Origin of the sequence: Kitasatospora purpeofusca (assembly GCF_000718025.1) — a bacterium.
GTDB classification, from domain to species: domain Bacteria; phylum Actinomycetota; class Actinomycetes; order Streptomycetales; family Streptomycetaceae; genus Kitasatospora; species Kitasatospora purpeofusca.
This window is the reverse complement of the sequence record NZ_JODS01000003.1, coordinates 362,318-375,473: the sequence shown is the minus strand read 5'-3', so window position 1 is coordinate 375,473 and position 13,156 is coordinate 362,318. Positions and strand designations below refer to the sequence as shown.

Sequence of the window (13,156 nt, the reverse complement as noted above, 5' to 3'; positions counted from 1 at the left end):
GGGGCCGGGCACGACCGGGTGAAGGCCCGAACGGGTGAGCGGCCGGGCGTCCGTACCATGGACGCACGGCCGCCCACCCGTGTCGTGATCCGACGCGCCCCGGGCGGCACCACGCGCAAGGAGGCGACGTACGTGACCGAGGACCGCACCCCGGCGGTGGCCGAGAACCCCGAGGCCATCGGCGGCGACGAGGAACCGCAGCAGTTCAAGGGCCGCAAGAACGGCCTCTACTCCGAGGTCTCCGACGAACTCGCCGCGTCGATGAAGTCCGGCTGGGCCGACACCGAGCTGCACGGCCTGACCCCGGTCCCGCAGGCCGGCTACGCCGCCGAGCGCCGTGCCGCGCTCTCCGCCGCCCACCCCGGTGTGCGCCTGGTCGTCCCGGCCGGCACCCTCAAGATCCGCTCCAACGACACCGACTACGGCTTCCGCGCTTCCAGCGAGTACGTGCACCTCACCGGTGACCGCACCGAGGACGCCGTCCTGGTCGCCGAGCCCACCGGCGCCACCGGCCACGACTTCGTGCTCTACCTGCTGCCCCGCTCCGACCGCGAGAACGGCGAGTTCTGGCTCGACGGCTACGGCGAGCTGTGGGTCGGCCGCAGGCACAGCCTCACCGAGCAGGAGCAGCTGCTCGGCCTGCCGGTCCGCGACGTCCGCAAGGCCGCCGACGAGCTGGCCGACCGCGCCGCCGACGGCGTGCCGACCCGGATCGTGCGCGGCTACGACGCCGGCCTGGAGGCCGCGCTCGCCGATGTGCTGGACGCCGACCAGGACGCCGGGTTCAAGGAGTTCCTGAGCGGTCTGCGGCTGGTCAAGGACGAGTGGGAGATCGGCGAGCTGCGCGCCGCCTGCGCCGCCACCGTCAACGGCTTCACCGACTGCGTGCGCGAGCTGGGCCAGGCCGTCGCCACCTCCGAGCGCTGGATCGAGGGCACCTTCTGGCGCCGCGCCCGCGTCGAGGGCAACGACGTCGGCTACGGCTCGATCTGCGCCGCCGGCGCGCACGCCACCACCCTGCACTGGGTGCGCAACGACGGCGAGGTCCGCCCCGGCGAGCTGCTGCTGCTGGACGCCGGCGTGGAGACGGAGACCCTCTACACCGCCGACGTCACCCGCACCCTGCCGATCAACGGGCGCTTCGACGAGCTCCAGCGGAAGATCTACGACGCGGTCTACGACGCCCAGGAGGCCGGGATCGCGGCCGTGAAGCCCGGCGCCCGCTTCCGCGACTTCCACGACGCCTCGCAGCGGGTGCTCGCCGAGCGGCTGCTCGCCTGGGGCCTGCTGGACGCCTCGGTGTACGACGTCGAGAAGGTCCTGGAGCTCGGCCTGCAGCGCCGCTGGACCCTGCACGGCACCGGCCACATGCTCGGCCTGGACGTCCACGACTGCGCCCACTCGCGCACCGAGGAGCACGTCGACGCGCTGCTGGTGCCGGGCATGGTGCTCACCGTCGAGCCCGGCCTCTACTTCCAGCAGGACGACCTGACCGTCCCCGAGGAGTACCGCGGCATCGGCGTCCGGATCGAGGACGACATCCTGGTCACCGCCGACGGCAACGAGAACCTCTCGGCCGGCCTGCCGCGCCGCTCCGAGGACGTCGAGGCGTGGATGGCCTCGTTCAACCAGGGCTGACGAACCCGGGCTCACCAACAGGGCCCACCAGCAGGGTCCACGAACGACGCTCCGGGGCGGATGCGCCCCGGAGCGACCCGGCCCGTCTGCGGTCCGGCCCGTCTGCGGTCCGGCCCCCGAGCAGTGGGGGCCGGAGCGCCGACGGGCCTCGTCACAGGTCGGCGGCCGCCGGCCGGGCGGCCCGGGGCGGTCAGGAGTCGGCCGCCGCCGCGAACCTCGGCCGGATCAGGATCGGCGCCGCGTCCCGGCCGTCGCCCCTGGCCCCCACGACCACCGCGAAGTCCGCGTTGGGCTTCCAGTCCTCCGGGACGCTGACCTGGAACTCCAGGTACTTCGACTCGTGCGGACGCATCAGCCGCTCCAGCAGCGAGGTGTCGACCACCAGCTGCCCGTTGCCGTCCGGCGCCACCGGCAGCCGGCGGACCCCGGCGCCGGCGCCGTACCTGGTCTCGACGACCGCTTTGGCCGCGTCCGCACCGGTCAGCACCAGGGTGGGCACCACCGAGGCCAGCGGTGCCGCCCCGGGATTGCTGATGGTGATCGCGAACGAGCTGGGCCGCCCGGCGATCACCCCGTCGCTCGCCGCGTAGTTGAGTCTCAGCTCGGGCGCCGTCCGGCTGGCCGCCGGGGCGCTCGTCAGCAGCAGGGGCGCCAGCGCCGAACCCTCCTCGAACCGCTCCGGTGTGCTCGGCAGCACCGCCAGGGCCTCGATCAGCAGCGTCCCCTCCGCGCTGTCGATCGAGGGGTCCAGCCGGTAGCGGAGCGTCCGGGCGGCCCCCGGGGCGAGCGCGAACGCGGCCGCGTCGCCCGAGGCCAGATAGGCGCCCGAACCCACGGTCAGCGGGACGTCCGTCCAGCCGCCGCCCTCCTCCTCGCGCTGGAGCCGGCCGCGCACCGACCGGCCGGAGCGGACGGCGCCGGTGAGCGTCCGGACCGAGACCACCGGGGCCACCGCGTCGTACAGCCGCTGGGTGGTGTTGCGCCAGGTCACCGAGAAGGTCGTCGGGCCGGCGCCGACGATCGCCTCCGTCCCCGTCAGACCGTCGAAGCTCAGCGCGACGCCGCCGCCCTGGCGGACCGTGCCCGAGGGCGCGGGCACCACCGGGGGCGGTGGGGCGGACTGCGCTCCGGCCGCCGGGCCGCCGGGCGACGGGGAGGACGCTCCCGCCCCGGCCCCCGGCGGTGCGGCGGTCTCCCCCTCCTGGCCGGGCAGCACCGGCCCGGTCCCGGTCCCGGTTCCGGTGCCCGGGGCGGTGGCCGACGGACCTCCGGTCGTCCCCGGGGCCGCTTCCCCGACCGGGCGGGCCGGGTCGTCGGCGGGCGGTGCGGGGAAGCCGCTCGGGGTCGCCCCGTCGGCGCCCCGGGTCGGCACCGGGCCGTCGCTCATCGTCGCCGCCGGCGCGTCGTCGCCCTTGTCGGCGAGGATGTCGCTGGGGACGGTGAGCACGCCGACGATCATGGCCGCGGCGAGTCCCATCAGAGGCAGACCCACCAGGTAGGCGGGCCGCCTGCGGTTGCGGGGCCCCTTCGGCGGGTCGGCCGGGCGCAGGTCCTGGGCGGTGATCCGGGCGGCGCGGGCCGCCAGTGCCTCCCGGAGCAGCCGCTCCATCGGCGACTCCCCGCCGACCGGGGTGGTGACGCCGGTACCGGCGCCGCCCGCCGCGGCCCGGTTGCCGCGCGGGCCGTCCCGGTCGGGGCGCTTGGCCTCGGGGCGCTCGGCCTCGGGACGCTGCGGGTCGGGGCGCTCGGCCTCGGGACGCTGCGGGTCGGGACGCTGCGGGTCGGGACGCTGGGGGCCGGCAGCCTCGCCGTCCGGCTCGTGGTCGGGCGTGGGACGCCGGTCGTCGCTCATCGGGCGTCCCCCAGCTTCCGCTCCAGGGCGTCCAGGGCCCGGCTGGCGGTGGACTTCACGGTGCCGCGCGACACCGCGAGGATCTCGGCGATCTCCGACTCCGACAGGTCGGACCAGTAGCGCAGCACCAGCACCTCGCGCTGGCGCGCGGTCAGCTCCTGCATGGCCACCAGCACCCGCCGGTGCTCGTCGTGGAGGACGGCGTGGTCCTCCGCCGAGGGCGCGTCCGCCTCGTGCGGCGGCACGTACTCGCGGGCCGTGCGGCGGCGGCGCAGCACCGAGCGCGCGCCGTTGACCACGGCCGTACGCAGGTAGGCCAGCGCGTTGTCGAGGTCGTCGAGCTCGTCGCCGTGCCGTTGGTACAGCTTGGCGAAAGCTTCCTGCACGACGTCCTCGGCCTGGTCCTGATGGTCGACCAGCAGGACGGCGAGCCGGACCAGGCTCAGCCGGTGGGTGAGGTAGAGCTCGGTCAGCGTCGGCCCGGCCTCGCGGGTCCGGCCGCCACCGGCCAGCAGCCGGAACCCGGCCCGGCGCTGGCCGGCCGTCTGCGCGGCGACCGGGACGTCGAGAAGCTCCCCCGCGCCCTGCGTCTCCCGGGCGCCGAACAGCAGCGCCAGCAGTCGGCGGAGGCCGAACCCCCGCTCCTGGGCGGCCTGGGCGGACCGCCCGATGGCCATGGACATCCGTCTTCGCTTTCCCCCCGACCGCGGCCCGGCTCCCGCCGGTGCGTCAGGACATCGTCATTGGATGGCGGGCCCGGTCGGACGAGCGGGCCCGCCGGGCAGGTCGTGCCGGACCGGGCGCACCGCGCACCGGCCGGGTGCGTGACCGGTCACTCGTCGGACCGGCAGGTGCCGGACCGGGCGGGTGCCGGACCGGGCAGGTGCCGGACCGGGCGGGTGCCGGACCGGGCGGGTGCCGCCCCTGGTACGCCGGCTCGCCGGGTCGTGCGCCGGATCGCCGGTGCGCGGCCCGGGCGCGGCCTAGGAGGTCGCCTTCGGCGTGTCGTCCGCCATCCAGGTGATCCGCGGCCGCGCCTTCTGGGTCGGGAGGGAGCCGCCGTCGACCGTCCCGCCGACCGTGAACTCCAGCCCGCTGCCGGCGTTCCAGCCCTTCGGCAGGTTGAACCGGAACGGGTAGACGACCGTCTCGCCCGGCACCAGCACCCGGGTCAGCCCGGCGGTGTCCAGCCGGACCTGGCCGTCGGCGTCGAGCGCGCCCGACAGACGGCGCCACTCGCCGTCCACCAGCACCTCGGCGGAGAGGTCGCCCGGCACCAGGCCGTGCATGGTGTTCCGGCCGAGCGGGTCGGTCACCCTGACCGCCGGGGACACGGTGTGGTTGCCGGTGGCGTCCAGGTTGGCCAGCTCCACCCGCAGCTCGGAGGGGATCCGGCCGACGGTCATGTCGGTCGCCTTCGTCGCCGTGAACCGGATCGGCTGCCCCGTCGTCACGTTCATCCGCGCCTGGGTGCCGCCGACCGACACCGCCTTGGCGCCGCGCCCGACATAGGCGTCGGCCTGGATCGGCAGCCGGCCCGACATGCTGTCGGCCCCCAGGGTCAGGCGGTAGCGGACGGCCCGGCTCTCGCCCGGGTCGAGCGCGAACGCCCCCTGCTGGGGCCCGCTGTCCACGCCCTTCTGGTCCGGCTTGACCTCTCGCCACTCGTCGATGTCCTTGCGGTCCAGCGTGCCCTTGGCCGTCACGCCGAGCCGCGCCACGGCGGCCGGGTAGTCGAACGGGAGCACCCGGACCACCGGGACGATCTCGTCGAAGCGCCGGTCGGTGGCGTTGCTCCAGGTCACCTCGAACTCGAAGTAGCTGCCGCCGCCGCGGATCTCCCAGGCTCCGCTGAGCGAGCGGATCGCGACGTCCACCCGCTCGCCGACCGCGGAGGGCGGCTCCTCCGGCCAGTCCGGGGAGGTGCCGGTCGCGGGGGCCGGACCGCCGCTCGGGGCGGTGACCGGGGCGGGGCCCGAGGGCCGGGCGGTCCCGGCGGGCACGGGCACGCCCTTGGCGGGCTCGGCCGGCTTCGCCACCGCGGACGCCGGACCGCTCGCGGACGTCGGAGCGCTCGCGGTGGTCGGGGTGGTCGGGGCGGCCGCGCCCGGCACGGACCCCGTCGGTACGGCCGAGGTGCCGCCCACCGGGCCCGGCGTCCCGGCCGCGGTGCTCGCCCCCGGTGCCGTCGCCGTGGGCGACGTCCCCTCCGGGACGGACCGGGCGTCGGCCACCGGTTCGACGAGGGCCACGCCCGAGGGTGCCGGAGCCGCGGACCGAGCCGGCCGGGCGCCCGCGCCCGCCTCGGCCGGAAGCAGCGCGTAGCCGGCCGCGCCGGCCACGACGGCCGCCAGCGGAACGGTCCTGACGAGACGCCGGACAGTGGACGGACGCATGGTGGGTTCCCCGTGGTAGTCGGACTCGGCCAGTGAGCGAGACCCGGCACCGGTGCGGTCATGCCCGCGCCGGATCGGCCCTCACCCTCTCAGACGCCCATCCTCCCCAGGAGTTGTGGGTGGTTCGAAGGAAATTTCGAACTGGCCGGAACGGCTACACTCACCGGCATTCCGCCACCACCCGTCAGTAGGGGGTCCCATGGCCGAGCAGCGCTCGACCGGTCCGACGACCGCCGCCGCCGTCGATGCCGCCAATGCCGCTGTTCCCGTCACCGGCCCGGTCGCCGTCAGCATCGGACGGCGGCCGGAGCCGGTGCACGAGGTCGCCGTCTACGCCTTCGACGGCATGACCCCGTTCGAGCTCGGCGTCGTGGTCGAGGTGTTCGGCCTGGCCCGGCCCGAGCTGAGCGGACTGCTGGCCGCCCCCTGGTACGGGCTGCGGGTGTGCGCCGACCGCCCCGGCGCACCGCTCCGCTCGGTCGGCGGCTTCACCCTCACCGCCGAACACGGCCTCGACGACCTCGCCGCCGCCGACACCGTGGTGGTCCCCGGCGTGCCGAACGCCTTCGGCGGGGTGGTCTCCCCCGCCCTGGTCGAGGCGCTGCGCACCGCGCACGAGCGCGGCGCCCGGATCGTCTCGATCTGCTCCGGGGCCTTCGCCCTGGCCGCCGCCGGCCTGCTCGACGGCCAGGAGGCCACCACCCACTGGCGGTACGCCGAACTGCTGCGGCAGCGCCACCCGGCCGTCCGGGTCAACCCGGACGTGCTCTACGTGGACAACGGATCGGTGCTGACCAGCGCCGGCAGCGCGGCCGGGATCGACCTCTGCCTGCACCTGGTCCGGCGCGACCACGGCGCCAAGGTCGCCAACAGCGTGGCCCGCCGCTTCGTTGTGCCGCCGCACCGGGACGGCGGCCAGGCCCAGTTCATCGAGGCCGCCGTCCGGCCGGTCGAGGAGGAGGACGACGGCGTCGCCCGCTCGATGCAGTGGGCGCTGGACCACCTGGCGGACCCGCTCACGGTCACCGGACTGGCCCGGGCCGCCCGGATGTCCGACCGCTCCTACCTGCGGCACTTCACCGCCCGCAACGGCACCAGCCCGATGCGCTGGGTGATCAGCCAGCGCGTCGCGGCCAGCCTGCCGCTGCTGGAGGCGCCCGACGGCACCGTCGAGGAGATCGCCGGCGCGGTGGGGTTCGAGAGCGCCGCGACCTTCCGGCACCACTTCGGGCGCGTCATGCGCACCTCCCCGACGGCCTACCGGCGCTCCTTCGGCCGCGGCGTGGCGTGACCCCGAGGACGTGACGTGACCCCGGGGGCGCGGCGTCGCTCCGGGGCGTCGCTCCGGGGCGTGGCGCGCCCCCGCGGCGCAGCGCCGCACGACAGCGGGCCCGACCCGGTGTCAGCCCTGCCCGTCCGTGCGGAAGGCCGCGTTGGCGAGCATGGCGTCGTGCAGCCACTGGGCCAGGCCCGGGGCGAGCTGCTCGTAGACCGCGGTGAACCGCGGGTCGGCGACGTACATCCCGGCGAGACCGCGGTGGATCTCGTACGTGCAGTCGTAGAAGTTGTCGCGGATGTGCTGCCGGTGCGCCTCGGCGAGGTCCATCGCCGGGCCGCCGTCGGCGGGCTCGCCGGCGGTGAACACCTCGGCCAGACGGGCGTTGAGCGCGTCCGCCTCGGCCTTGATCCGCTGCCAGTCGGCCTTGTCGTAGCCGCCGGTACGGCGCTGGGACTCCGCCCAGGCCGGGGTGTCGCCCCAGCGCTGCTCGGCCTCGCCCTCCCACTCCTCGCGGTAGTGCTCGCCGAAGAGCTCGAACTTCTCCTCCGGGGTCAGCTGAATACCCATCTTCTCTGCCTCCATGGCGTGTTCGACGGCCGCGGCCAGTTTCTGGAGGTGCGCGATGCGGTCGGTCAGCAACCGGTGCTGACGCCGCAGGTGCTCGCTCGGACTCACCGAGTCGTCGTCCAGAACAGCCGCGATCTCTTCCAGGGGGAACCCGAGTTCGCGGTAGAACAGGATCCGCTGCAGCCGGCCGAGGTCGGCCTCGTCGTAGCGGCGGTAGCCGGCCGGCGTGCGGCCCCTGGGGGACAGCAGGCCGATCTCGTCGTAGTGGTGCAGGGTCCGGACGGTCACCTTGGCGATCCGCGCCACCGCGCCGACCGTGCGGCCGGTGCGGCCGTCCTCGTCTCCGCTGTTCATCGGGGTACTCCCTTCCTGCTGACCACGACCCTGCCTCCTCCCGTTGCGTGAGGGTCAAGTCGTAGGGGCCGGGTCCAGTGTCGGGTGCCGGTGGAGAAGTCTCCGATCCGGCCGGGCCGGGCGGGCACCGGTTTGTGGGGTCCGGCCAATTGCCGGGACGGACGGACGGCCACCAGCATGTGCGCGTGACCACGCCCGTACCGCCCGGAACGCCACTGCCGAAGCCGACGCCGTCGACCGACTCCCTGCCCGCCGCCGTCCTGCCGGCCGCCACGGCCTCCGTGCCCGAACCGACCGCCGCGCCGCCGCCGCTGGGCCGCCGGCTGGCGGCGGAGCTGGTCGGCACCGCGCTGCTGGCCGCCGCCGTGGTCGGCTCCGGCCGACAGGCGGACGCCCTCACCTCGGACGCCGGGCTGCGCTTCCTGGCGAACGTCGGCGCCTCGGCGGCGGCCCTGACTGTGCTGATCACCCTGTTCGGCCCGGTCTCCGGCGGGCACCTCAACCCGCTGATCACCGCGGGCGCCTGGTGGACCGGCCGGGGCACCCCCGCCGGGCTGCCGCTGCGCGAGGCGGTCGGGTACGCCGCCGCGCAGACGGTCGGCGCGGTGGCGGGCACCGGACTGGCCGACGCGATGTTCGGGCACCCCGTGTTCCGGCTGTCGGCGGTGTCGCGCGGGAGCGGCGCGCTGTGGCTCGCCGAGGCGGTGGCCACCGGGACGCTGCTGCTGGTGGTGACCGGGGCGACGGCCGCCGGGCGGGGGCGGCTGGTCCCGGCACTGGTCGGCCTCTGGGTGGTCGTGGCCTGCTGGGCGACCTCCTCGGGCGGCTTCGCCAATCCGGCCGTGACGCTGGGCCGGGCGCTCACCGACGGCTGGACCGGGATCACGCCCGGCTCGGTCCCCGGCTTCGTCCTCGCCCAGTGCGCGGGGGCGGCGGCCGGACTCGGCCTGGCGGCGCTGCTGTTCGACGGCCGGGAGCGCGCGCACCCCGGCGTCCGCCCGGGGCCGTCCGACAAGCGCTAGGAGGACTGGACGGTCGCGCGCTGCCTGGGCGCCGAGGGACGCCGGCCGGTCCGCCGCCGTCCCGTGCGCTGCTGCGGGAGACCGCCTTCGGGACCGCCCTCCGGACCGCCCCGGCCGGGGGGACGGCGGCCGGAGCCGCGCCGCCGCTGGGCCGGCAGGAGCAGCACGCACCCCGCCGAGACCACCACGAAGGCGAGCCGGACCAGTCCGCGCGCCGGGTCGGACGGCAGGAACAGCGTGCCCCCGTACAGCGCGACCAGCGCGATCCAGCTCCACCACGGCACCAGCCGCCGCTGCCCGACGGTGTCCCAGAGCAGCGTGCCGAGCATGATCGACGCCGTGTAGTAGGTGTAGACGCTCGGGTCGAGCAGGATCCGGGCGTCCGCCCCGAGCAGGACGACGGCCGGCCAGCGGCCGCGCCACACCGCCAGGCTGCCCAGGCCCAGGCCGAGGGCGAACTGCGCCGGGCGGTCCCACCAGGGCGTCGTCGGATCGGTCACCCCGAACCAGCGCAGCGCCGAGGCGGTCTGGTTGGGGATGGTGAACTTCGCGGCCGCCATGGTGTCCAGGTCGCCCAGGTAGAACGGCAGCCAGGCGACCGCGACCAGCCCGGCGAACCAGAGGCCCGTCCGCAGCCACCTGGCCCTGGGCAGGGCGAGGATCAGCGGCGCGAACGCCAGCGCCCACGGTTTGGAGTCCACCGCCAGCGCCAGGTACACGGCGACCGCGGTCGCCCGGCCCCGGCTGAGTTCGTGCGCGGCGAGGGTGGTGAAGAACAGCGCCAGCACGTCGTCCAGGTGCGCGAAGCGGACCGACACCTCGACCCACATCGGGATGAACGCGAGGCCCGCGACCAGCAGCCGCTGCTGGAGCCGGCGGTGGTTGGTACCGGTGCCCAGGTGGTACTGGGCGGCCGTGCGGCCCACCAGGACCAGCATCGCCAGCCCGAGGCCGGACATCACCGCCTCGGCCAGCACCTCGCCGGAATGCCCCGGGAACGGCGCGAAGAGCCGGGCCACGGCCAGGCTGACCGGGCCGATCTGCAGTTCGGGGTGGTGGGCGTAGAGGGAGAGACCGCCGTCCGACCGGTCGCTGAAGAGCAGTTCCTCGCCCTGGCGCAGGTAGTGCCAGGAGAAGCCGCCGCTCGGTTCGACCAGCAGGAACCAGAGCACCGTCCAGGCCAGCAGCAGGACATGGTGTCTGCGCACCGGCAGGCCCGCGATCCGGCCGGTGGCCGCCTCGTAGTCGGTCCAGGCCCGTCCCGGCCGACCCGACCGCTCCCGGCGCCCCGCGCCCGTTCCACGCACCCCAGTACCTCGTCCGCCGTGCCGCCCCCTCGGCCGGTCATCCTAGGCGACCGAACGGAACCGCCCGTGCCCCCGGGTACGGGAGCACGGGCGGTTCCGTGTCAGGCGGTGTGCCTCGGCGTGGTGCCGGGACGGTCCGGGCTCAGCCCTGCTGCGCGGTGCGGCGGCGGCGGAGCACGACCAGGGTGCCGACACCGGCCGCGAGGACGGCGCCGCCCGCGATCGCGATGGCGGTGGTGTCGTCACCGCCACCCGTGGTGGCGAGCGCCTTGTCCGCGTTGGACTTGGCCTTGGTGACGGCCGCCGGGGTGATCGGCAGCGGCTTGATCTTCGGCACGCTCACCGGGAAGTCGATCGACCCGGCGGTGTCGTCCTGGGTCGGCGCGGGGCTCGACGGGGCGGCGGTCGCGGGCGCGCTCGGGGAGGTGCTCCCGCTCGGCGTCGCGGTGGTGCTCGCCGAGGGCGAGGCCGAGGTCGACGGGGTGGCGGTCGTCGACGGGGTGGCCGTCGTCGAGGGCGTCGTCGACGGGGTCGCCGTGGTGGACGGGGTGGCGGTCGTCGACGGCGTCGCCGTGGTCGACGGCGTGGCCGTCGTGGAAGGCGTGGCCGTGGTCGACGGGGTCGCCGTCGTGCTCGGGGTGTGGCTCGGGGTCGTCGAGGCGGTCGGCGACGGCGAGGTGCTGGTGCTCGGGCTGCCGGTCGGCTTCACCGTCGGGCTCGTGCTGGGGGTGGTCGGCTTGGCCGTCGACGGCGTGGCGGTCGGGCTCGGCTTGCCCGGGCCCTCGGCCACGATCTTGAAGCGCTTGCCGCGGATGCCGTCGCAGCTGAACTCGGCCTCGCCGATCGGGTTCTTGCCCTCGGCCTCGGCGGAGAAGACCACCGGCACCACGCCGGCGTTGCCGCGCGGCGCGTCCTTGGCCACGGTGACGCGGACGGCGACCGTCAGGCTGCTGCCCTTGGTGACGGCCAGCAGCGAGTCCTCGAAGTCCGGGTTGCCGTCGCCCTGGAGCTTGGCGAGCAGGAACAGCACGCCGTCGTCGTCGGACTCGGCGCCCGGCGCGGCCCCGGCCGGGTGCCAGGCCTTGGTCTTGTCCAGCGCCTCGGGCAGCTGGTACTCGACCTTCAGGTCCTTCGCCTCCAGGGTGTCCTGGGCGTTCTTGAACTTGAGCAACGGGTAGAAGACGAAGTCCGTCTTCGTGTTGTTGTCGATCGTGAAGCTGAACTGCTTGGACTCGCCGCCGGCGACGAAGGTGCCCGGTACCCCGTCCAGCGACAGGTCGAGCTGGCGGTGGGCGGCCTTGTCGGCCTGCGGCGCGGCGGCCGAGGGCGCGCCGGTGGCGGCGGCGACGGCGCCCTGGGCGCCGGTGAGGGCCATCGAGGCGGCGAGCGCGGCGGCGCCGGCCAGGGCCAGACTGCGAGGTATGGAGATGGACAAGGGAAACCTCACGGGAGTGTCCGGGCGCGGCCCGGGAGCGCGGGTGGACCCGGTGGTTTTCCGAGCCGCGATCCTCCCGCGAAGCTGAAAGTCCGACGGAGACTACCGAAGGCCCCCGCTGTGCCGGAAGGTGGGTGCCGGTTTGGAACGGCACCAGGTCGTTTTCTGTCCGGTTGGCCCAACTCTGCACCTAAAAGGGCCTTTTGCCGTGCGCCGTCGGAGCGTGACGGGTGCTTGGTACACGGTGGGGAGAAGGTGCCGCCGTACGGGGCGCCCGGCCCGCCGCTACGCGGGGAGCCCGGCCCGCCGGCGCGCGACCGCCGCGACCGCCGCCCAGTCCTTCTCGCCGTCCCCGTGCGCGAGCGCGTCCAGGAACGCGTCCCGCAGCACACTGCCGAACGGCAGCGGCACCCGGGCCGAGGCCCCGGCGGTGAGCGCGAGGTCGACGTCCTTGAGTCCCAGCGGAAGCTTGAACCCGGCGGGCTCGTAACGGCGTTCGGCGACCATCGCGCCGTATCCGGAGTAGACCGGGCCCGGGAAGAGCGTGCCGCTGAGCATCTCGATCAGGTCGGTCGGCCGGACCCCGTTGGCCTCGGCCAGGCTGCACGCCTCCGCCATCGACTCGATCGCGCAGGCCAGCAGGAAGTTGGTGCTGATCTTGGCGGTGTTGGCCTGGGCCGGGCGCTCGCCGAAGTGCCAGACGCGCCGGCCCATCGCGGCGAGCAGCGGTTCGGCCGCCGCCAGCGTCGCGGGGGCACCGGCGGCCAGGATGTTGAGCTCCCCGGCGGCGGCCACCGGCGGACGGCCGAGCACCGGCGCGGCGAGGTACCCGATGCCGTGCTCGGTGTGCAGGGCCTCGGCCCGCTCGGCCAGGCCGACCGAGACGGAGGCCATGTTGATGTGCAGGGTGGCCGCGGCGTCCGCCAGCAGGACCGGGTCGAGCAGCAGCCGTTCGACGGCGTCGTCGTCGGCGAGCATCGAGACGACCGCATGGGCCGCGAAGACGTCGGCGAGCCCCTCGGCCGCCTCGGCGCCCAGGGCGACCATCTCGGCCACCGGCTCGGGCGAGCGGTTCCACACCCGGACGGTGTACCCGGCCCGCAGCAGGCTGCCGGCCATGCCCCGGCCCATCGCGCCCAGTCCGACGAAGCCGACCGTCGTCCCGCTCATCGCACACTCCCGCTGTCGCCCGGCGGACGGAACGGTCGTCCGACCACGAGCAACCGACTGTACGTCAGCCCGTCGGTCCGACGACCGAGCGATCCGGCGCGCGGAGGGACGGAGGCACGGCGGCACGGTTGGGCGG

The 13,156-nt window shown here is 75.3% G+C and carries 10 protein-coding genes; 3 read left to right on the top strand and 7 right to left on the bottom strand.

Annotated elements, in window-relative coordinates:
* Positions 1-132 precede the first annotated feature (132 nt).
* Entirely contained in the window at positions 133-1,638 is a 1,506-nt protein-coding gene (locus IF01_RS0107680; RefSeq protein ID WP_030392537.1) for an aminopeptidase P family protein, read from the top strand.
* A 190-nt stretch (positions 1,639-1,828) separates the two neighbouring features.
* Here IF01_RS0107680 and IF01_RS0107675 read toward each other — a convergent pair whose 3' ends face one another.
* From IF01_RS0107675 to IF01_RS0107665, 3 genes are all read right to left on the bottom strand, one after another.
* Positions 1,829-3,490, bottom strand: a complete 1,662-nt coding sequence (locus tag IF01_RS0107675) for a hypothetical protein (RefSeq protein ID WP_030392536.1) — start codon at positions 3,488-3,490, stop codon at positions 1,829-1,831.
* Positions 3,487-4,173 carry a SigE family RNA polymerase sigma factor gene (locus tag IF01_RS0107670; protein ID WP_244215459.1) on the bottom strand — a complete coding sequence of 229 codons (687 nt, stop codon included), beginning with the start codon at positions 4,171-4,173 and terminating at the stop codon, positions 3,487-3,489. The genes IF01_RS0107675 and IF01_RS0107670 overlap by 4 nt, the downstream gene beginning before the upstream one ends.
* A 300-nt stretch (positions 4,174-4,473) precedes the next feature.
* Entirely contained in the window at positions 4,474-5,886 is a 1,413-nt protein-coding gene (locus tag IF01_RS0107665; RefSeq protein ID WP_157855177.1) for a hypothetical protein, read from the bottom strand.
* Positions 5,887-6,199: 313 nt separating this feature from the next.
* Here IF01_RS0107665 and IF01_RS0107655 point away from each other — a divergent pair, with 313 nt between their 5' ends.
* Positions 6,200-7,177, top strand: coding sequence for a helix-turn-helix domain-containing protein (locus tag IF01_RS0107655; RefSeq protein ID WP_037779324.1), 978 nt, complete (start codon positions 6,200-6,202; stop codon positions 7,175-7,177).
* Positions 7,178-7,288: 111 nt separating this feature from the next.
* On the opposite strand, the gene IF01_RS0107650 is transcribed toward IF01_RS0107655, so the two are convergent.
* Positions 7,289-8,086, bottom strand: coding sequence for a MerR family transcriptional regulator (locus IF01_RS0107650; RefSeq protein WP_030392531.1), 798 nt, complete (start codon positions 8,084-8,086; stop codon positions 7,289-7,291).
* Between the two features lie 185 nt (positions 8,087-8,271).
* On the opposite strand from IF01_RS0107650, the gene IF01_RS0107645 reads away from it, so the two are divergent.
* Positions 8,272-9,108, top strand: coding sequence for an aquaporin (locus IF01_RS0107645; RefSeq protein ID WP_244215458.1), 837 nt, complete (start codon positions 8,272-8,274; stop codon positions 9,106-9,108).
* Here the strand turns inward: IF01_RS0107645 and IF01_RS0107640 are convergent.
* The 3 genes from IF01_RS0107640 to IF01_RS0107630 form a co-directional block, all read right to left on the bottom strand.
* Complete coding sequence (locus IF01_RS0107640; protein WP_244215464.1) at positions 9,105-10,322, bottom strand: hypothetical protein; 1,218 nt, start codon at positions 10,320-10,322, stop codon at positions 9,105-9,107. The two genes, IF01_RS0107645 and IF01_RS0107640, sit on opposite strands and share 4 nt — an antisense overlap.
* Positions 10,323-10,557: 235 nt before the next feature.
* The gene (locus IF01_RS43655) at positions 10,558-11,850 is read right to left on the bottom strand and encodes an LPXTG cell wall anchor domain-containing protein (protein ID WP_030392528.1); all 1,293 of its coding nucleotides are present in this window, start codon (positions 11,848-11,850) and stop codon (positions 10,558-10,560) included.
* A 285-nt stretch (positions 11,851-12,135) separates the two neighbouring features.
* Complete coding sequence (locus IF01_RS0107630; RefSeq protein ID WP_279617253.1) at positions 12,136-13,146, bottom strand: NAD(P)-dependent oxidoreductase; 1,011 nt, start codon at positions 13,144-13,146, stop codon at positions 12,136-12,138.
* Positions 13,147-13,156 lie beyond the last annotated feature (10 nt).

Excerpts from the sequence above, each read along its gene's own strand:
- IF01_RS0107675 (WP_030392536.1), bottom strand. The coding sequence starts at position 3,490 with ATGAGCGACGACCGGCGTCCCACGCCCGACCACGAGCCGGACGGCGAG.
- IF01_RS0107665 (WP_157855177.1), bottom strand. The coding sequence starts at position 5,886 with ATGCGTCCGTCCACTGTCCGGCGTCTCGTCAGGACCGTTCCGCTGGCG.
- IF01_RS0107670 (WP_244215459.1), bottom strand. The coding sequence starts at position 4,173 with ATGTCCATGGCCATCGGGCGGTCCGCCCAGGCCGCCCAGGAGCGGGGG.
- IF01_RS0107650 (WP_030392531.1), bottom strand. The coding sequence starts at position 8,086 with ATGAACAGCGGAGACGAGGACGGCCGCACCGGCCGCACGGTCGGCGCG.